This window comes from Thioalkalivibrio sp. ALD1 (assembly GCF_000381245.1).
Lineage (GTDB): Bacteria > Pseudomonadota > Gammaproteobacteria > Ectothiorhodospirales > Ectothiorhodospiraceae > Thioalkalivibrio.
On sequence record NZ_KB906242.1, the window covers coordinates 90,271 to 109,481 of the forward strand.

Annotated in this window: 19 protein-coding genes and 2 pseudogenes; 19 read left to right on the forward strand and 2 right to left on the reverse strand. The window is 59.6% G+C overall.

The features are described from left to right. Positions 1-49: 49 nt before the first annotated feature. The 19 genes and pseudogenes from F623_RS0105055 to F623_RS0105130 all read left to right on the forward strand — a co-directional run bounded on the left by F623_RS0105055 (position 50) and on the right by F623_RS0105130 (position 18,238). Positions 50-325: a type II toxin-antitoxin system Phd/YefM family antitoxin gene (locus F623_RS0105055; RefSeq protein ID WP_018862229.1), complete on the forward strand. Its 276-nt coding sequence runs from the start codon at positions 50-52 to the stop codon at positions 323-325. Further along, positions 325-738, forward strand: coding sequence for a PIN domain-containing protein (locus F623_RS0105060; RefSeq protein WP_018868336.1), 414 nt, complete (start codon positions 325-327; stop codon positions 736-738). Before F623_RS0105055 ends, F623_RS0105060 begins: the two co-directional genes overlap by 1 nt. 769 nt (positions 739-1,507) lie before the next feature. Next, complete coding sequence (locus F623_RS0105065; RefSeq protein WP_018868335.1) at positions 1,508-3,307, forward strand: ABC transporter ATP-binding protein; 1,800 nt, start codon at positions 1,508-1,510, stop codon at positions 3,305-3,307. Between the two features lie 749 nt (positions 3,308-4,056). Then, positions 4,057-4,923, forward strand: coding sequence for an FkbM family methyltransferase (locus F623_RS0105070; protein WP_231367694.1), 867 nt, complete (start codon positions 4,057-4,059; stop codon positions 4,921-4,923). A gap of 186 nt (positions 4,924-5,109) precedes the next feature. Then, a complete protein-coding gene (locus tag F623_RS13620; protein WP_081621885.1) occupies positions 5,110-6,249 on the forward strand; it encodes a glycosyltransferase in 1,140 nt (379 codons plus the stop codon). Between the two features lie 229 nt (positions 6,250-6,478). Further along, entirely contained in the window at positions 6,479-7,540 is a 1,062-nt protein-coding gene (locus tag F623_RS13120) for an O-antigen ligase (protein ID WP_196799763.1), read from the forward strand. After that, entirely contained in the window at positions 7,537-8,220 is a 684-nt protein-coding gene (locus F623_RS13385; protein WP_155984192.1) for a hypothetical protein, read from the forward strand. The genes F623_RS13120 and F623_RS13385 overlap by 4 nt, the downstream gene beginning before the upstream one ends. Before the next feature lie 31 nt (positions 8,221-8,251). Next, positions 8,252-9,379 (forward strand): glycosyltransferase, encoded by a 1,128-nt coding sequence (locus F623_RS0105075; protein WP_231367693.1) that lies wholly within the window; start codon positions 8,252-8,254, stop codon positions 9,377-9,379. Beyond that, a complete protein-coding gene (locus F623_RS0105080; protein WP_231367692.1) occupies positions 9,369-10,631 on the forward strand; it encodes a glycosyl transferase in 1,263 nt (420 codons plus the stop codon). Before F623_RS0105075 ends, F623_RS0105080 begins: the two co-directional genes overlap by 11 nt. Beyond that, on the forward strand, positions 10,628-11,455 hold the full coding sequence (locus F623_RS0105085; protein ID WP_231367691.1) for a glycosyltransferase: 828 nt from the start codon (positions 10,628-10,630) through the stop codon (positions 11,453-11,455). Before F623_RS0105080 ends, F623_RS0105085 begins: the two co-directional genes overlap by 4 nt. An 18-nt stretch (positions 11,456-11,473) precedes the next feature. Next, positions 11,474-12,427, forward strand: coding sequence for an NAD-dependent epimerase/dehydratase family protein (locus F623_RS0105090; RefSeq protein ID WP_155984193.1), 954 nt, complete (start codon positions 11,474-11,476; stop codon positions 12,425-12,427). A 451-nt stretch (positions 12,428-12,878) separates the two neighbouring features. Then, positions 12,879-13,778 carry a DUF3800 domain-containing protein gene (locus tag F623_RS0105095; protein ID WP_231367697.1) on the forward strand — a complete coding sequence of 300 codons (900 nt, stop codon included), beginning with the start codon at positions 12,879-12,881 and terminating at the stop codon, positions 13,776-13,778. A gap of 365 nt (positions 13,779-14,143) precedes the next feature. After that, positions 14,144-15,553 (forward strand): DUF234 domain-containing protein, encoded by a 1,410-nt coding sequence (locus F623_RS0105100; protein ID WP_019572155.1) that lies wholly within the window; start codon positions 14,144-14,146, stop codon positions 15,551-15,553. Positions 15,554-15,832: 279 nt separating this feature from the next. Further along, positions 15,833-15,958, forward strand: a pseudogene (locus F623_RS13390) (NAD-dependent dehydratase); the annotation flags it as partial. Between the two features lie 221 nt (positions 15,959-16,179). Further along, a complete protein-coding gene (locus F623_RS0105110; protein ID WP_018862252.1) occupies positions 16,180-16,416 on the forward strand; it encodes an AbrB/MazE/SpoVT family DNA-binding domain-containing protein in 237 nt (78 codons plus the stop codon). Between the two features lie 3 nt (positions 16,417-16,419). Then, positions 16,420-16,827 (forward strand): type II toxin-antitoxin system VapC family toxin, encoded by a 408-nt coding sequence (locus tag F623_RS0105115; protein WP_018862253.1) that lies wholly within the window; start codon positions 16,420-16,422, stop codon positions 16,825-16,827. Positions 16,828-17,068: 241 nt separating this feature from the next. Next, positions 17,069-17,293 carry a DUF6290 family protein gene (locus F623_RS0105120; RefSeq protein ID WP_018140871.1) on the forward strand — a complete coding sequence of 75 codons (225 nt, stop codon included), beginning with the start codon at positions 17,069-17,071 and terminating at the stop codon, positions 17,291-17,293. Continuing rightward, positions 17,277-17,545, forward strand: a pseudogene (locus F623_RS12830) (type II toxin-antitoxin system RelE/ParE family toxin). The gene F623_RS0105120 and the pseudogene F623_RS12830 overlap by 17 nt, the downstream one beginning before the upstream one ends. A gap of 261 nt (positions 17,546-17,806) precedes the next feature. Beyond that, positions 17,807-18,238: a restriction endonuclease gene (locus F623_RS0105130; RefSeq protein ID WP_018862255.1), complete on the forward strand. Its 432-nt coding sequence runs from the start codon at positions 17,807-17,809 to the stop codon at positions 18,236-18,238. Positions 18,239-18,314: 76 nt separating this feature from the next. Here the strand turns inward: F623_RS0105130 and F623_RS0105135 are convergent, their stop codons facing one another. Continuing rightward, positions 18,315-18,689, reverse strand: coding sequence for a type II toxin-antitoxin system VapC family toxin (locus tag F623_RS0105135; RefSeq protein WP_018862256.1), 375 nt, complete (start codon positions 18,687-18,689; stop codon positions 18,315-18,317). Beyond that, positions 18,677-18,898: a CopG family transcriptional regulator gene (locus F623_RS0105140; protein WP_018862257.1), complete on the reverse strand. Its 222-nt coding sequence runs from the start codon at positions 18,896-18,898 to the stop codon at positions 18,677-18,679. The genes F623_RS0105135 and F623_RS0105140 overlap by 13 nt, the downstream gene beginning before the upstream one ends. Between the last annotated feature and the right edge of the window lie 313 nt (positions 18,899-19,211).

The window sequence follows — 19,211 nt, forward strand, 5'->3', positions numbered from 1 at the left end:
GCCTCCTACAGGTGCTATAATCGGTACTCAAATCGGTACTGGAGGGTGTATGGAGAATGTGATTTCGGCGCAGGAGATCAAGCGGCGCGGCATTAGCGCGGTGGATCGGGCGCTGGAGAAGGGGCCGGTGCACGTGATCCAGCGCAATCGTCCGCGTTACGTGATCCTGAGCGAGGAGTCCTACCAGCGTTTGGCGGCGGGCGTAGAGGCCCGGGGGCACCTGTGGCACCGGTTGCTGGAAGACGATGCAACGCCCGCCGCACCCCGAAGCCGGGAGGATCTGGACCGTGAATTGCAATCGGAGCGCGAAGGCTGGTCCGATTGATGCTGGCATTCCTGGATGCCAGTGCCATCATCTATCTCCTGGAGGGCGATACTCGTACCCGAGAGGCGGTTCGCCAGGTGCTCAGAAATCTGGAGCAGAGCGACGGCCCTCCGGCGCTGGTGGTCTCCGCCTTGAGCCGCCTGGAATGCCGCGTGCGCCCGCTGCGCGAATCGAACACCCCGGTTCTTGAACAACTGGATGCATTTTTCGACGACCCGGGGTTGTCGGTCGTCGCGCTGGATACGGCCGTTCTGGACAAAGCGACGGAACTGCGTGCTCACCATGGGCTGCGCACACCCGACGCCATCCAGGCAGCATCCCTGCTCGCGGTCAACCCGCAAGGCGCCTTCGTGACGGGCGATGGCGACTTTGAAAAGGTACCCGGCCTGCACGTCCACCGGATTCCACGTTGACCCGTAAACGCCCCTACGGCCGCATCCCGACCGAAAATGTAGGAGGCCAGCCCCCTGGCCGATTTGGGCGTTAGACAGGCCCCACCACCCAGAGCGCCAGCCACTACCAATGCCGCGCCACCCCCCAAACCTTGAGCCCAACCCCCCAACCATGCTCCAATCCGCGTTCAACCACTGAACGCACCACCCTGTAGGAGGCCAGCCCCCTGGCCGATCACCCGTGAGCCAGGCAGCCAACCTCCTGCAGAGCAACACCCCAACGGAACCCAACCCCAGTGACCCCCGGCCCCACCACCCCCCGCGCCCAGCAACAATCCCCCCGTAGGAGCGCAGCCCCCTGCGCGATACGGTGTGTCCAGGGCCCAATCGGCCAGGGGGCTGGCCTCCTACGCAAGCCGCCCCCTGTAGGAGCGCAGCCCCCTGCGCGATACGACGCGGCCAAGGCCCTCTCGGCCAGAAGGTTAGCCTCCTACGCATCTCGGGCCCACTCACCCTGTAGGAGCGCAGCCCCCTGCGCGATACGGTGTGTCCAGGGCCCAATCGGCCAGGGGGCTGGCCTCCCACGCAAGCCGCCCCCTGTAGGAGCGCAGCCCCCTGCGCGATACGACGCGGCCAAGGCCCTCTCGGCCAGAAGGCTGGCCTCCTACGCATCTCAGGCCCACTCCCCCTGTAGGAGCGCAGCCCCCTGCGCGATACGGCGCATCCAGGCCCCCATCGGCCAGAAGGCTGGCCTCCTACACGCAAAGGCCCCCCAACGGAGCCTCACCCGATGAACACCTACCGCAAAGCCCTGGCCCTCCTAACCCCCAAGGAAAAACGCCGCGGCGGCCTCGTGCTCGGCATGGTCATCGTCATGGCCGTGCTGGAGACCGCCGGCGTCGCCTCGGTCATGCCTTTTCTGAGCGTGCTGGGCAACCCCGACGTAGTAGAAACCAACCCGGTGCTCAACAGCGTGTACGACGGCCTCGGCTTCACCTCGGTGGATGCCTTCATCCTCGCGCTGGGCGCGGCCGCCTTCGGGCTGATCCTGTTCTCCGCCTTCTTCCGCTCGCTCACGCACTACGCGATGAACCGCTTCGTCGAGATGCGCCGCCACAGCATCGGCAAGCGGCTGCTGGAGACCTACCTGCGCCAGCCCTACGCCTTCTTCCTCGACCGCCACAGCGGCGACATGGCCAAGAACATCCTGTCCGAGGTGGACCAGCTCGTGCAGCAGGTCTTCCGCCCCGGCATGCAGATGGTGGCCTACAGCGTGGTCATCCTCGCGCTGGTCATCCTCCTGATAGTGGTGGACCCCTGGCTCGCTCTGGGCGTGGCCGTGGTGATCGGTGGCCTGTATGCGCTCATCTTCGGTGCCGTGCGCGGCATCCTGGGCCGGGTGGGCCGCGACCGCGCCCGCGCCAACCAGGAGCGCTTTACCGCCGCCAGCGAGGCCTTGGGCGGCATCAAGGACATCAAGCTCCTCGGCCGTGAACATGCCTATCTGTCCCGGTTCGACGGCCCCTCCAAACGACAGGCCCGACACCAGGCCACTAACCAGACGCTTAGCGAGGTCCCAAAGTTCATCATCGAGGCGGTCGGCTTTGGTGGAGTAATAGCCCTTACCCTGGTGCTCCTGGCTACGCAGGGTGGCACCGACAGCAATGCCCTGGGCGACATCCTGCCGATCCTGGGCCTCTATGCCTTTGCCGGCTATCGCCTGCTTCCGGCCGCTCAGAACATATACAAGGGCCTTGCCAAGCTCCGCTTCGGGGCCGCGGCCGTGGATAACGCGTACAACGACCTGCACCAGCGCTCCGCTCTGGCCGAGTTGTACAAGCGCGCCCCGCAGCCCCTGGAGCCCAAGCAGACTATCGCTCTGCAGAACATCCACTACACCTACCCGAACGCCGAACGCCCGGCCCTGCAGGGGATAAACCTGGAAATTCCCGTGGGCAGCTCCGTTGGCATCATCGGCACCTCCGGCGCTGGAAAGACCACGCTGGTGGACGTGCTCCTGGGCCTGCTGCGCCCCACCGAAGGCGCCATTGAGGTAGATGGCCAGCCCATCACCGACCACAACCTGCGCGCCTGGCAGCAGGCGCTGGGTTACGTGCCGCAGGACATCTTCCTGACCGACTCCACCGTGGCCGAAAACATCGCCCTGGGCGTGCCACCCGACCAGATCGACCACGAGCAGGTGGAGCGCTGCGCCCGCGTGGCCCAGGTGCACGAATTTATCGTCAGCGACATGCCGCAGGGCTACGGCACGGTGGTCGGAGAGCGCGGTGTGCGGCTTTCAGGCGGGCAGCGACAGCGGCTCGGAATAGCCCGTGCGCTTTATCAAGAACCGCCATTGCTGGTATTCGATGAGGCAACAAGCGCACTAGATCAGGAAACTGAAACTGCCGTAATGAAAGCTATAAACGGGCTCTCCGGCACAAAGACGGTAATTATAATTGCACATCGTTTAAATACTGTGGAGCATTGCGGGCAGCTCGTACAATTACGGAGTGGGCGGGCGCAACAAGAAGCCGGCGGCGGCCGATCAGCGTTCCAGGCTTTCCGAGGCCGATCTGATGTTGATTGAGTTCAGTGGTCCGGCGGCAAGTGGGAAAACGACCTTTGTACGAAATCTGCTTTGCGAAATACCCGATGCTCGACCCGTGTTACGAAGCGCGAGCCCATCCGGAAAGCGACCCATGAGGCAACTTTGGACTGCTACAATGCAGCTTCACCATTTCCCATCTGCCTTCATCAACGCGCATAAATGGTACCGAGCGACCTGCGACAATGATAAGGCAAGCATGCGGGCATCCTTTCAAATGGCGCTCGAATACTGCACCTATAAAGCCGCGTCTAACGATAGGAAGATATGGCTCTTGGACCAAGGGGCGTTGCAGTTCGGCTCCAGGTTTTCCCAATCCGCATGGCGTAACCCTACTCAAGAAGTTGCATTATATCAGAAGGCCACCTGGATCGGTGACGGTGTCGTGATAATATCTATGCCTCCAGAGCTTTCGCTTTCGCGAATCGTCGAGCGCGGAGGTGGTGGTCTCTTGGAGCAAACGGCTAAAAAGCGCGGATTCTCATCCTCATATGAGTTTCTAGAGAAAAATCTAGAACTTCAAAAGAGTCGGATTGACCTAGCTGTTTCTCTCAATAAGTCTGTCCTGCATATTTTTGTGTCGGAGCGAGATCCAATTGATCTTACGTTTTACCGTCCGACAGTCTGTGTTGAGCGTCGTGTCGACCCCTGGTTGGAAGCTATTGGGAGGTCTTTCATGCGGTGGTGGAAGCTATAGTGATAATCGTTGAGTTTATCTATGGGCGAATATTATGAATCCCGCTGTTCTCCTTAGGTTAAGAAAGGTTACTAAATTGCTCAGAAGAGTTCCCGGCACAGTGCTGGCCCTTGAATACTTGAAAAGGCATTATACGGATGACGATAGGAGGCTCACGATTGATGACTTCGATCGCCACCTGACGATGGAGCTGCGACTAGGTGAGCACATGCAAAGCCAGATATTCTGGTATGGCTACTATAATCGCGACATCGTTATGCTGATGGATAAGATTCTGTCGCCAAACATGGTCGTCGTTGACGTTGGCGGTAATATTGGGGAGATTGCGCTTAGCGCCGCGATTCGGGTGGGCCGCGGTGGGCGTGTATATAGTTTTGAGCCAATCCCTGCGCTTTACGACACGCTGCAGTATAACCTATCGCGTAATGGGCTGGGGCATGCGTTGGCGGTACCCAAGGGGCTTTCTAATAGAGCTGGGTTCGCGAAGATCTATTCTAGTGCGGTGCGTGGTGGCGATTCGACCGTTAATGACGGACTGGGTACGCTCTACCCTTCGAGAGATCGGGCGGTTCTTGAGGGTGAGATTGCTCTAACCACCCTGGATATGTTTTGCGAAGAGAACGATATCCGGAGTATTGATCTTATAAAAATAGACGTTGAGGGCGCGGAATTCGATGTGTTAAAGGGGTCGAAAACTGCGCTTAAAGCATTCAAGCCCAAATTGATTATAGAGATCCAGAATAAATCGGCAGAGGCGAGCGGCATCGCGGGGGAGGATATCCTGGGGTATCTGGAGGACTTGGGGTATTCGTTCTTCATAATCGGTAGGAAAGCGAAACTGAAGCCTTTGAGTCCTAATCACATCGGCAGGTTTCAGAATGTCTTGTGTGTTCCCACTTGATGGGCATGTTCAATGCCGTCCTCAGGCTAGTATTGGAGAATCTGATTTGGATCGGTGAGTGCGGGTTGGCCGGATTCTACCGTTTTGCTTGGTAAGCCATCGGGTTCTCTCAGTGTGGATTCGATCAAGTGAGGGGCGGGTGGCCCCATAGCGGTACAGCTCTGAGTGGTTGCGAGGTTCATAACCATGCCATATGCGCGGCGGCGTAAGGTCTTTTTGCTTTTTATTGGCCGCCTAGGAGGTGGTGGGGCTGAGCGTGTCTTTGTCGAGTATGCCAACGGCTTGGCAGAAGCGGGTGCCGAGGTGCACCTTGCGTGTCTGGAAGGGGGCGGCTACGAGGCAAACCTGGTGCCAGGGGTTCAGGTACACAAGTTCGGCACCCGAATGCGCAAGGCTGCGTTGCCGCTTTTCCGCGTTGTTCGGCACATTCGCCCCGACGTTCTGTTGTCCGGGCTGACAGGCGCAAATTTGGTCAGTTCAATTGTGGGCCGGTTGGCGGGGGTGCCGGAGAGTTGGGTGTCGGTGCACAGTGACCTGCGGCCTGCAATGCCTTCGGAAGGGGGTTCACGAACAAAGCTGGAGGCATCCGCAATAAAGGTAGCTTGTGTGCTTTCCACGCGGGTGATTGCTGTTTCAGAAGGCGTGGCGGAGTTCTTGGAGGAAGCAGGGTACGCGTCTAAAGAAGGGATTTCCGTAGTTTACAATCCAGTCTATCATGATGAGATTGAAGAACTCGCCAAAGCAGACCTTCCAGAGTCAATTAGGCTAGTGCTTGGTCCTCAACATGTATACATAGTCGCGGCGGGTCGTTTAGAGCGCCCAAAGGGTTTTGATCTGCTTGTCGAGGCCTACAAAAGGTCAGGACTGGAACAGCGTGGAGTCCACCTTGTCGTTCTAGGTGAAGGCAGCGAGCGCGAAGCGCTTTCCCGGCAGATCGCTGAGGGTGGCCTATCGTCATGTGTGCACCTTACGGGCTTTTTAGATAACCCATATTCGGTGTTCGCGAAGGCGAGGGCATTGGTGCTCAGCTCACGGTGGGAAGGGTTCGGTAATGTCTTAGTAGAAGCGCTCGCTTGCGGTACGCCTATAGCCGCGTTCGATTGTCCGAGTGGACCAGCCGAGGTGCTTGGGGATGTGCCAGGATGTATACTCGTGCCGCCTGGGGACGTTGACGCGCTTGCCAGTGCAATGCTGGATGCAGCTATCTTAGAGTACCCTAGCGGGAACTCCACGCAACGGGTTAGCAGAGCCCGCTTGTTTTCCAGAGAACAAGCCGCTACGAAGTTGGTCAGTTTGATCGCCACTAAAGGTCGGTCTAATGGCTAGACCAACATCTCGACTAGACGTCTCACCAGCGATCCGGTTTTCGGCAGGTTTAGCTAGCGCTGCGATTGTAGGATGCGTTTTTGCGCTATTCCTGCTCACGAGTTATTCGGTTCCCGGCGAACTAACAATCCGGCTTTCGTTTGCGGTAGCTGTCGCAGCAATCGCGGGGTTAGTACTATTCGCTTTAAGTCAGAGGTACTTCTTACTGTCTCGCCCCTTTGTGTCGGTCGTGGCGTTCATTTTTATATTTGTACTTGTCTCTTTGCCAGCTGGCTTGGTTTCCAACGAGCCTTCCCGTCACTTGGGAAACTTACTCTTTGGCGTAGTGGGCTTGGCGGCTGGGCTTTCATTTGCATATTGGTTTTGTAATGCGAATACATCAAGTCGGCGTGCCTTTTACGCGGTCGCGGCGACGGCCTTCCTATCGGTCAATGCAGCCTTTGTTTGGACGCAAACGCCCGGCACGTCTGAGTTCAGCGGGATTTTGAGGGACCGAAACTACTTTGCGCTCTATTCGGTGTTCCTGCTCTGGCTCAGTCATTATTTGAGGGCTTCGGGTGTATTGTTGCTGCTAGTAAGGGGTTTGCTGGGCTTGTTAGTGGTGCTTACGGGTTCGGTTGGTGGATTTCTAATGCTACTGGCGTATATCGCCTGGCTTGTCTGGGTCAAGGGGGGTGAAGGGTGTCGCCGGAATGTTCTAGGGTGTTTTTGTGTATTTTCGCTTGGACTGGTGATGGTTGCAGGGGCGCTTGTGTATTCGCCAGCCATAGAGCGGGCCGACCCTATTGTGACGTTTCTGATTGACGGCGAGGCGCCCGAAACGGGTAGCTTTGCGCGGCGATTACACCAGGCATCGGAGGGCTTGCGCTTAGCCAAGGAAAATCCATTTGTCGGATTAGGTTATGGGTCCCCGCAGTATGAAGCGGAGACTTTTGCGCATTATAGTCAATACAGTTTGCATAATACTTATCTGGAGATCTGGGCCGGGGCCGGACTATTGGCGCTTCTCGTGTTTGGTGGCGTAATCCTTCTCGCAGTGGTTGTTGTGATGAAAGGTAGTGTGCCTTTGCGAGGTGCAACATTGGTAGGCATTGCCTCCGTCGCGTTGTTCTTTTTGACCTATACGGCATACCACCGGCTAGGACCAATGGCGCTGTTCGGGTTCATTATTTTTATGGCATTTTCCGGCTCGAGGCGCGACCCGGCGCCGATGGGAGGTTGCGGCGCTGGCATGTATGGCACTGCGGACTGCCAAGCGCGGTCCAAAGATCGAATGCGGAAAGAATTATGAATTATTCCCGAGATAGAATTTTGACTGGGATCTCCAACAGGGTTTTCAATTCAGGGCTCTTTGTTCGTGTGCGGCACATACATAACCGAGCAACGTATGGCGAAGGCTTTCCGCGGCAAGAGCGCGCGATTGTTGTCGATCCCTCACGTATTTCAAATAAAATTCTGACACAAACGTTTGGCAAGCGGCCGCCTCGTGGAAGCGTGATTGGGGGGGGGTGGGACAAAGCATCGGTTCCCGTGAAGGAATCATGGAAATATAAGGTTTTGTACAAGCGGTTTCTCTTATCGCTTTCTTGGGGGCAAGCAGTAAGAAGAGCTTTGGAAGAGGGCCAGTCGGCCACGGGCCTGGTTCAATTGGTCTCAGATGACGACAGATTGAAAGCCTGGCAACGGAAGAACGAACGTCTCTGGCAAAGCCTGAAGAAAACAGGCATCGAGGCTAGTAGGGGCGGCTTATTGGTGCACGTGGGTAGGGATGGTGAAATCTACGGGAGCCACGAAGGTAATCATCGATTGGTTATGGCGCAGCTCATGGGGCTTCCAAGCGCTCCGGCACTCGTTTGTGTGCGGCACGAATCATGGGTGATGTATCGGCAGCAGGTCGCTCGATCGCTGTCTGGGGCTCCGGGCGTTACCCATCCGGATCTGCAGGACCTGGGTTGTGAAGAGCGGGGCTGAGATGGCGAGTAGAACTGATGATGAGCGATTGATGAAACATATGAACGTCCAAAGGAAGGTGCTTTTTATTGTGTCCACGCTCGAGAATTCGGGGCCAACAAATCAGCTCTACAGTCTTGTCAGAAATCTGAACCCGGAGGTTTTCTCTCCAAGCTTGGTGACACTTTCGCCGGAGCCTGAGGCTAACAGTGCGTGGAGCAGGTTTGAGGGTTTACGGCTCGAGATGCGCAGTTTGGGGCTCTCGAGAATTCAGGGGCTGCTCTTGGCGCGGTCGCGGCTGCGTGACCTTATTGAGGACATCAAGCCTGATGTTGTTCATACGCAGGGGATTCGGGCGGATGTGCTGAATGCAGCGGCCATGGTTGGACTGCCTTCCCTGTGTACAGCGCGTAACTACCCGTTTGCGGATTATCCGTCAAAGTTTGGAAAGGTACGCGGAAGTGTGATGGCACGACGACACGTTCAGGCACTTCGCAGGCTCCATGTGGTGGCTTGTTCGCATGCGATCGCCACAGAACTCGAGACACACGGTATTGCTCCGGATGTGGTGCAGAATGGAGTAGACGGCGAAACCTTCTATCCAGTGGATAGCGCGAAGAAGGCGGCGTTACGCAGCCGGCTTGGAATGCCGCAGGACGCCCTGATCTTCCTTTTGGTCGGGAGCCTGATTCCACGGAAGGATATGCTCACGGCGGTAGAGGCGTATCAAGCTGCACGGTTGGGGCCGAATGCTCGTCTGGTGGTCTTGGGTGATGGGCCGCTCGAGAGAAACTTGCGTAGTGTGGCGGACGAAACCGTGTTGCTAAGAGGGCAAGTTGATAACGTTAAGGATTACCTTAACGCAGCGGATGTATTCGTTTCCAGCTCGCTTGCAGAGGGGCTTCCGAACACTGTTTTGGAAGCGATGGCCAGTGGGCTACCATGCATTTTGTCTGATATACCTCCACATCGTGAGTTGCAGGACGATGACGATGCATTCTTTCCGTGTGGGGATGTAAATGCGCTTTCTTTGAGATTTTCTGCGATTGCGGATAAGGATCTGACGGCGTTAGGTCGTGAGGCCCGGATGCTCGTGGAGCAACGGCTTAGCGCGGAAAGGATGGCCGCAGAGTATCAGGAGATTTATCGCAAGGTCCTGGGGGCGCAGGGTGGGCAATAACTTCTCCCGTCTGGAAAGAATGGTAGCGCGTGGCCTTAGTGTGTCGCCAGGTCTAAAGGCGTGGGCGAAGAAAAGCTACCAGCGGGTAGTCTATTTGCGACACAAAAAGCCGAACGTCTGCGAAACTCGGCATAAATTGCAAACGGTGGGCAGCACTGCGCTTGAGTCGTTTTTTGGTTACTACGACAAGTCGCCGCTTAGCCCCTCTGGTTCGCATATCATATTCCAGGAAGCGCACGGGCCGACTACTGAGGAGCCTCGTGGTGGACAGGCGTTGAATGTGGTGTTAGCGGATGCGGTTGACGGTGAGGTGGTCAGTCGGTTCCCGTCGGAGGCTTTCAACTGGCAGCAAGGTACAAAGCTCCAATGGATCTCGGAGGATCGCTTTGTTTTTAATGATTACGATGCGGCGGAGGATTCATACGTGGCGCGGGTGTGCGATGCGACATCTGGTGAGATCGTCTGCACCCTCCCGGCGCCCGTCTACGATTGTTTCGGGGATCGGTTCGCTCTCACCCTAAACTTCGACCGGTTGGCACGGCTCGCGCCCGATTACGGCTACTTTCGCCGGATGGGCAGGCCGTGCGATCTCGAAGCTTTGGATGCAGACGGAGTTTGGTGGCTCGATTTAAAGACAGGTGAGAAAAGGCTCATCCTCTCCTTGGCTCAGTTGGTGGCGTTAGAACCTTTGGAGAGTATGGTGGGCGCGAGCCATTCGGTGAATCACATTATGATAGCGCCGGATGGCGAAAGGTTCATGGTCATCCACCGTTGGTACCAAGCTGGTCGGCGTTTCGACCGCTTGGTGGTCGCGGATGTGGATGGCAATAGGGCCAGAGTGCTCGCAGATTACGGCATGGTCAGTCACTGTTTCTGGGTGTCACCGAACCGAGTGCTCGGGTATCTCAGAGGGGCCGATGGGTCGGACGGGTATCGGTTGCTCCATGTGAACGCCGGGCAGATGGAGGAGTTGGACTTCCCGGGGCGGGAGGCGCTCGGCGATGGGCACCCGCACGTAGTTGGGGACTGGTTCGTTACCGACACGTACCCGGACAAGGCGAGGATGCAGCACTTGATGCTGGTTAACTGGCGCAGCGGCGAAGCCCGAAAGCTTGGCGAATTCTTTCATGGCTTTGAATATGACGGGCAAACGCGGTGCGACCTGCACCCGCGGCTGAGTGGCGATGGCAAGCAGGTGTTTTTTGACTCCGTGTTTTCGGGGAAACGACGGCTTTATCGGTTGGAACTGTGAGTACGGAAATCTCGGTTCTCATGTCGGTTTTCCGGGCGGATTTGCCAGATCAGTTGGATCGCGCATTGCATAGTATCTGGACCGATCAGATCCGGCAGCCTGGTGAGGTGGTGTTGGTGGTGGACGGTCCGATCCCCGTTTCGCTGCGAACCGTGGTGGACGTGTGGCATGACCGGCTTGGCGAGCGGTTGCAGGTGGTAGAGCTGGAGACCAACGTGGGCCTTGGCGGGGCCTTGAATGCCGGCTTGCAGAAGTGCCGAGGGAAATGGGTTGCCCGAATGGACGCGGACGATGTCGCGTTTCCTGAGCGGTTCGAACGCCAACTCGCCTACCTGGAAGCGCACCCCGATGTGGATGTGCTAGGCACCGGTGCGGTGGAAATCGATGAGCAAGGCGTGGAGGGGGCCGTGCGCGGCAGGTCCTGTGACCACAACTCGATTGTGCGGAGCCTGTGGGCATCGCCGTTTATTCACCCTTCCGTTATGTTCTGCCGTGAGAAGGTCATGGAATTGGGGGGCTATGATGCCTCGCTAAGAAGGCGACAGGACTACGACCTCTGGTTTCGCGCGGCGGAACATGGGTTGGTATTCGCCAATCTGCCCGAGCCGCTCCTCTGGTATCGGTTTCACCAGGCCACTCACCAGAAGCAGTCGCCCCGACGGGCGTGGGAGCAGGCGGTGGTTGGCTTCCGTGGTTGTCGGCGGGTGGGCTTGGGCTGGTGGAAGGGGCTTGCCTGCTTCATACCCTTTTTTCGGTCGTTGCTGCCCCGTTGGGTGCAACATTGGCTGTACCGTTTGTTACAACCGATGGATCCTCGTCGGTAGCGATGCTCAGGAGGCATTTTGCGTAATCGGGTGTTGGTTACCGGGGCGACCGGTTTTGTTGGCAGGCACGTTTGCGCTTGCCTGGCCGCGCAGGACGATTGGATGCCGGTGGCAGGTAGTCGATGGCCGGGTGTGTCGGTTGGTACCGGGGTCGAGATGGTGGCCACGCCAGCATTGGGGGCAGACTCGAATTGGACCGAAGCATTGGGCGGGGTCTTCGCGGTCGTGCATGCGGCGGCCCGCGCGCATGTGATGAAGGAATCGGCTGTTGACCCGATGGCTGAATTTCGGCGTTGCAATGTGGAGGGCACGCTGGAGTTGGCGCGGCAGGCGGCGGAAGCAGGTGTGCGGCGGTTCGTCTTTCTGAGTTCGATTGGTGTGCTGGGGCGCTCGAGTGAGCGCCCTTTGCGTTTTGATGATTCGCCGGCCCCGGAGGATGACTATGCCGTATCCAAGTGGGAGGCGGAGCAGGGGCTTGTGGAGTTGAGCCGAGAGACAGGGATGGAGGTGGTCGTTGTTCGGCCGCCGCTGGTCTACGGCCCAAATGCACCGGGCAACTTTGGCAAGTTGATGGAATGGATGGCTCGGGGTGTGCCGCTGCCGCTGGGGGCGGTGACGCGGAATCGGCGTTCGCTGGTGGGGTTGGATAACCTGGTGGATCTGCTGGTGACCTGCCTGGAGCATCCGGCGGCGGCGAATCGGGTGTTTCTGGCGGGGGATGGGGAGGACCTTTCCACTACCGATCTGTTGCGCCGGGTGGCGGCGGCGATGGGGCGGCGGGCGCGGTTGGTGCCGGTGCCGCCTGTGCTCTTGCGTGCCGGGGCGCGTGCGGTGGGGCGTGGGGAGATGGCGCGGCGGTTGCTGGATTCGTTGCAGGTGGATATTTCGCATACGCGGGAGACGTTGGGGTGGGAGCCTCCGGTGAGTGTGGATGAGGGGTTAAGGCGGGCGGTTGTTCCGTTGGTTGGGTAGGTTTGGTGGTTTTTCGGGGTTTGGCGGGGGCTTCGCGGCCGAGGCCGCTCCCACAGGGGGTGGCAGTCGGTGTAGGAGGCCAGCCCTCTGGCCGATGGGGCCTGTCCACCATCCAATCGGCCAGGGGGCTGGCCTCCTACAGGTTGATCGCGCAGGGGGCTGCGCTCCTTGTGTGTCGTTGCAGATTGGGGGGCGATCGTGGTGGTCGCAGTGCGTTCGTTGAGGCACAAGAGTGTGGAGGAGTTTGTGGCCGCGGCGGTGCAGGCGCTTGTGGAAGACCCGGAATGGTGACAGGCCGTGGGGCGTGCCGGGCGGGCGCTGGCGGGGCGGGAGTTCGCGATCGACAAAGTGATGGATGCTCACCTGGAGATTCACGGGGGATTGTTGGTCTCAAGGCGGGCAGGAATGGATACCTGACCCCGTTACAGAGGAGGTACGCGGCGTGAGCTTTATGCTGTTCATGGATGAAAGCGGCCAGGACCGCAGGCATTCTCCCTATGAAGTGTTGGCCGGCGTGTGTGTGGAGGATCGGGATCTCTGGAACCTGGTCTGTGAAGTACAGGATGCGGAAAGGACTTTCTTCGGGCAGCGGATCTCGCCGGATGAGCTGGAGCTCAAGGGCAAGAAACTGCTGAAGCGAAAGACGTTCCGCTTGGCGGGACAGATGGAATCGATCCCGCCGGAGCGAAGGGCCGCATTGGCGCGTGCGTGTCTTGAAAAGGGGGCGAGGCAGCGTCGTGAGGATGCCGGTGCAACCGGTCCCACCAAGGAAGAGCTTACGGCCTTGGCTCAGGCGAAGATCGCCTTCGTGGGGCACTTGCTGGAGATTTGTGCGCGTTACCGCGTGCGTACCTTCGCCAGTATCGTGGATTGTGAGGCGCCACGGCCGGATGGGCAGCTTCTGCGCAAAGATTACGCTTACCTGTTCGAGCGTTACTACCACTTTCTTGAAGAGCAGGCTGAGACCGCGATGGGTGTGGTGGTGTTCGATGAGCTCGAGAAGGTGCAGGCCCATATCCTGCTAGGGCAAATGGCTCAGTATTTCCGGGAGACTGCCAAGGGGCGGATGCGTGCGGCCCGAGTGATACCAGAGCCGTTTTTTGTTCACAGCCATCTGACGACAGCGGTTCAGTTGGCGGACATTGTGGCGTACCTGGTGGCCTGGGGTGTTCGCGTCGGTACCATGACGCGTTCGGCACGGAGCGAATTGTCGGGGCTGGCGGAGAGGGTTTGTGACTTGCGGTTCAGAACCCTGCGCGAAGACGGTGATCAGCGCTACCCGCTGTGGAGTTTCGCGGTCATCGACGATCTGCGGCCGCGAGAAGAACGCGATTCAATAAGCGGGCAATAAAAAAGGCAATGTCAGCGTCGCCGCCAACAAAGCCTCCGCTGATTATTTTGGATGAGTCTGGTGGCGATGACAAGTCTGGTCGGGGCTGTGGCGGGGGCTTCGCGGGCGAGCCCGCTCCCACAGGGGGTAGCAGTCGGTGTAGGAGGCCAGCCCTCTGGCCGATGGGGTCTGTCCAACATCCAATCGGCCAGGGGGCTGGCCTCCTACAGGGGGAGCAGGCTGTGCGGTGGGGTGGCTCGTAAGTGACTGTGTTGATGAGGCGAAAGGATCGGCGTAGGTTAAGGTAATAACTTTTACCTTAAGGTGTCTGAGTGGTGGAATCCGGGGGGTGGGCGTTTTACGGCCGGCAGACGGAGCTGGGCCAGTTGCAGGAGATCCTGTCCCGGAGGCGCTGGTTCTTTCTGCAGATTTCGGGGCGGCGCCGGATTGGCAAGACGACCTTGATTCAGCAGGCGCTGCAGGCGGCGGGTGTTTCGAAGACGCTGTACATCCAGATTCCGGATTCGGACCCGGCGGGGGTGGTGGCGGCTTGCAACGGCTACCTGGAGACGTTCGGGCTGGAGGAGCGTGTCCATAGCCTGGGCGAGCTGGCCCGCTTGATCGCGAGTCTGGCGGAGTCGGGGTATGTGGTAGCGCTGGATGAGTTCCAGTACTTCCATCGCAAGCCGCTGTTCGACTTCTGCTCACTCCTGCAGGCGGAGGTGGACCGGCTGAGCGCCCGGGCGGGGCAGGTGCCCGGCGGATTGATTGTGCTGGGGTCGTTGCATGCGGAGATGACGGCGCTGCTGGATGACCGGCAGGCGCCGCTGTTCAACCGGGCCACGGACACGCTCGAGCTGGGGCATCTGGATATCGGGTCGGTGCTGGAGATTCTGCGCGCACATGCGGACGAGGATCCCGAACGCCTGCTCTTTCTCTGGAACCTGTTTGAGGGGGTGCCGAAGTTCTACCGGGATGCCTATGAGCAGGGTGTGCTGGATGCGGATCGCGAGACGCTGCTGCGCAAGCTGTTTTTCTCCAGCTCGTCGCCGCTGCGCAATGAAGCGGACAACTGGTTCCTGCGCGAGCTGCGGGGGCGCTACGACATGGTGCTGCAGTTTCTGGCATCGCATCCCGGTTGCAACAACGCGGCGATCGAGGCCCATCTGGCGGAGGTCTCCGGCCCGGGAGAGGCACGACAGGTGGGCGGGCATCTGAAGATCCTCAGCGAGCGATATCGGATGATCGAGCGACGACTGCCGATCTTTGCGCGACCGAAGGCTCGCAGCGGGCGCTACTACATTCGTGACAATTTCCTGCGCGCGTGGCTGTCTGCGCTGCAGAAGCCGGTTTCGGCCTCGGCCTTTCGGCCGATGGACATGCTCGTGTCGCAGGCCGATGAGCGTTTGCGCGAGGTTGAAGGTTATGCCCTGGAGGATCTGGTGGCGCAGCTTTATGAGGAGCGCAGTCGCCTGGGACTGGGCGACTTTGCGTTGTCCGAACGGATTCGGGGGTACTGGGATCGCTCGGACGTGGAGATTGATTTGGTGGCGGTCTCGGAGGATCAGAGCGCTATTCGGTTCGGCTCCTGCAAACGCCAGGGCGAGAAGCTGGCCAGGTCCATTCCGGCTTTGGTGGCTGCGGCGGGCCGGTTCCTGAGCGCCCACAAGGCCTATCAGGGCTGGAATGTCGAGTACGTGGCGATTGCGCCCCGGATCACCCAAGCGGAGGCCGCGGAGATCCGGGGCCAGGGGGCGGTTCCGCAGTGCCTTGGGGCGCTCTGTGATGGATTGTGATCCGAGCGAAGGGGGGCTTGTGACTCCTGGGGGTTCGTGCACGCCGCGGGTTTCTGTGGGGATGCCGCTGCACAAAGCGGCGTATCGGGTTGTAGTGGCCTACTGACGAGGGGCATCCCAGTCAAGGAAACACTGATGGGCAACAGGAGGTGAATGTGAACACGCCGAGACGAGCGTGATACCTCCAGGAGTTCAAAGCCAACGCGATTGCGATGGTGGAGGCCCAGGGTTATGGCCGCACGGAGGCGCCCTGGCAGCTCGGGATCATCCGAGGCCACGATGGGGCGGCGGTTGCTGGATTCGTTGCAGGTGGATATTTCGCATACGCGCGAGACGCTCGGCTGGGAACCGCCGGTGAGTGTGGATGAGGGGTTGCGGCGGGCGGTGGTGTCGTTGGTTGGGTAGGGTTGGTGGTTTTGCGAGTTTGGCGGGGGCTTCGCGGGCGAGCCCGCTCCCACAGGGGGTGGCAGTCGGCGTAGGAGGCCAGCCCTCTGGCCGATTGGATGTTGGACAGACCCCATCGGCCAGGGGGCTGGCCTCCTACAGGGGGGTGGCAGCGGGGGCCTTGGAATGTGGTTGCGTGGGGGATATGCTTGAGGCATATGCAAAGGATGTGGGGTTTGGCGATGAAGCGGCGCACGGCGAGTTTGTTCCGGAATGGGCGCAGCCAGGCAGTTCGGCTGCCCAAGGGTTTTGCGTTCGATGCGGATGAGGTGGTGATTGAAAAGCGTGGCGATGCATTGATCCTCCGCGCCAAACCGAGGTCCTGGGATGATTATTTCCAGGGGGCTGGAGAGACCCTGCCGGATGACTTTCCCGATTCGATCGAGGATCGCGTGGCGCAGGATCGCGAGGCGTTGTGATCTATGCGTTACATGCTGGATACGAACATCTGTATCTACATCATGAAACGCCGACCGCCGGAGGTGCACGCCCGGCTGCGTGGTGTCCCAGTTGGGGAGGTGGGCCTTTCTGCTGTCGTTCTGGCGGAATTGCGGTATGGGGTTCGCCGGTCAAGTCAGAGGGAACGTAGCGAGGCTGCACTGGAGCGCTTTCTGGCTTTTGCGAGGGTGTGCGACTGGCCGGAAGAAGCGGCCGAACATTACGGCGACATCCGCGCCGAGCTGGAACGCGTGGGTACTCCGATTGGTGCAAACGACCTGTTGATCGCAGCGCATGCTCGGGCCATTGGGGCCGTGCTGGTAACGAATAACGGACGTGAATTCGAGCGTGTATCCGGGCTGCAGGTGGAGAATTGGGTGGCGGCGCATTGACCGCGTGTCGGTATCGCGGCGGCGGGGGGCTTCGCGGGCGGGCCCGCTCCCACAGGGGGTGGCAGTCGGTGTAGGAGGCCAGCCTCTGGCCGATGGGGGCCTGTCCAACATCCAATCGGCCAGGGGGCTGGCCTCCTACAGGGATGGGGTTGGGTTGGTGTGGGTGATCGGCCAGGGGGCTGGCCTCCTACATAGAGAGGGGTTTGCTATACTTGTATAGCAGCAGTCTGGAGGAAGAAACATGTTGGCTTTGCGTCTGCCTGAAGATGTCGAGAAGCGTTTGGCCGCTCTGGCGAAAGCGACGGGGCGCAGCAAGAGCTTTTATGCGCGCGAAGCGATCGTGCAGCACCTTGAGGATCTCGAAGACATTTATTTGGCTGAGCAGCGCCTGATTGACCACCGCAAGGGAAGCGGAGAAACGGTCTCCATGGATGAGATGAGGCGCCGACTTGAGCTGGACGATTGAGTTCGACAAGCGCGTAGAGAAGGACCTGCGAGCGCTCGATAAGCAAGCAGTAAACCGCATTCTGAAGTATCTGGCCGAGCGGGTCGCGGCTGCGGATGATCCTCGCCGGTTCGGTAAACCGCTTTCTGGGGAGTTGGGCGAGTATTGGCGGTATCGAGTGGGGCCCTACCGCGTGCTGGCCACCATGAGGACGAAGCGCTGCGGATACTCGTCGTTCGGGTGGCGCATCGGAACCATGTTTACCGACAGTAGCGCATTCGCCTTTGGTGCGAATTTGGGTTTCTGTCGTTTCCTTCCGTATGAAAGGCGTATCGCGCACGGGCCGCACCTCTACAACGGGTATTCGGAGTAGGAGGCCAGCCCCCTGGCCGATCACCCACGCCAGACCAACCCCAATCGGCCAGGGGGCTGGCCTCCTACGGGTACGGGTACGGGTACGGGGATGGTGGGGTGGGTGGTTTTGTGATGGGGTTTGGATTAGCGTGCGGGGTGTCGTGAGTTGGAGAGGTTGTGATGGACGAGTGGGCCGAGCGTTTGGCGGGGTTGGGGACTTCGGAGATTGGGCGTGTCATCGAAGGGATGCTGCGCGGGATGGGGTATGTGCTGGTGGATGCGCCGCCGGATGATCGCAATGTGTGGCAGGAGTATGTGGTGGCTCCGGCGCGCGGTGGCGACGACGCGCCGCGCTTGATTGTGGGCGTGGCGCGTGATCGTGACAGCGAGGTGGAGCCGCCGGAGCTGGAGGCCTTTGCCGCGGGTCGCGAGGGGGTTGATCGAGGGATGTATGTGAGCCTGGCCGGGTTTGCGCCGGAGGCGCGTGAGCAGGCGGCGGAGCTGGCGATGCCGGTGATTTTGCTGGAGCCGGCGGATGTGGCGGAGCGGCTGCGCAGCCACTGGGGTGCGCTGGATGGCGAGACGCAGGCGCTGGTCGAGGGGCGTGGCTAGCGGTTTGATCAAGGCGTGATGTTTCTTCAAGAGAGGCCCTTCCCCATCGGAAGGGCCTCTCTCGTTTGGCGGGTATCTAAAGCCTGTACGGAACGCGGATGCCCGGGAGTTCGGGCGAGAAGGCCTTGGTATCCCGTGTGACGAGAAGGGCCCCCTGGGTATCGGCTGTTGCGAGGATGATCGCATCGGGCAGGCGTAGCCGATGTGTCTTGCGTAGTTGTACGGCTGCTTCGGCGATCGGCTGGTCGATTGGCGTGATTTCGAAGGTCTCGAGAAACTGCCGGACTTCCTGTTCTTCTTGTTTTTCTTTGCAGCCGACGAGGATTTCCATCCAGGTGATCTGACTGATGAGGCGCACCGGATAGAGGGCAAACTCCTCGGCGGCTTGAGGCTGGCCATTGAGGTAGTCCACCAGGATGTTGGTGTCAAAGACGGCCTTCACCGCGACCACTCATCGCGTCGCGCCTCTTGATACTCCACCCCGTCCTGGCGTTGTCCCCAGATGCCGAATGCCGGGGCGTCCTGCCCCGGGGGCGGGTGGTCCTTCAGGTAGGACCTGACCGCGCGGCGGATGGCTTCGGTCTGGGAGATCTTCTCCCGGCGTGCCAGTGCCTTGATGGCGCGCAGTTCCTGTTCGGGGATGTCGACGATGGTGCGCATGGCTTCGGAATCCGATATCAGAAAGTGATATCAGCCATATTGGGGCGCCCGCGGATGGATTTCAATGCTGAGTGTTGGCGGCGTGGTGGTGCGTGATCATCACCCAGGGGGATGGGTTTCTGCAGATGGGCCTAGATTCGCAGGAGGCCAGCCCTCTGGCCGATGGGGTTGGGCTGGCGTGGGTGATCGCGCAGGGGGCTGCGCTCCTACAGGAGTGGTTGGGGTTGGCGTAGGAGGCCAGCCCTCTGGCCGATGGGGTTGGGTTGGCGTGGTTTATCGCGCAGGGGGCTGCGCTCCTACAGGGGGCGGTTGG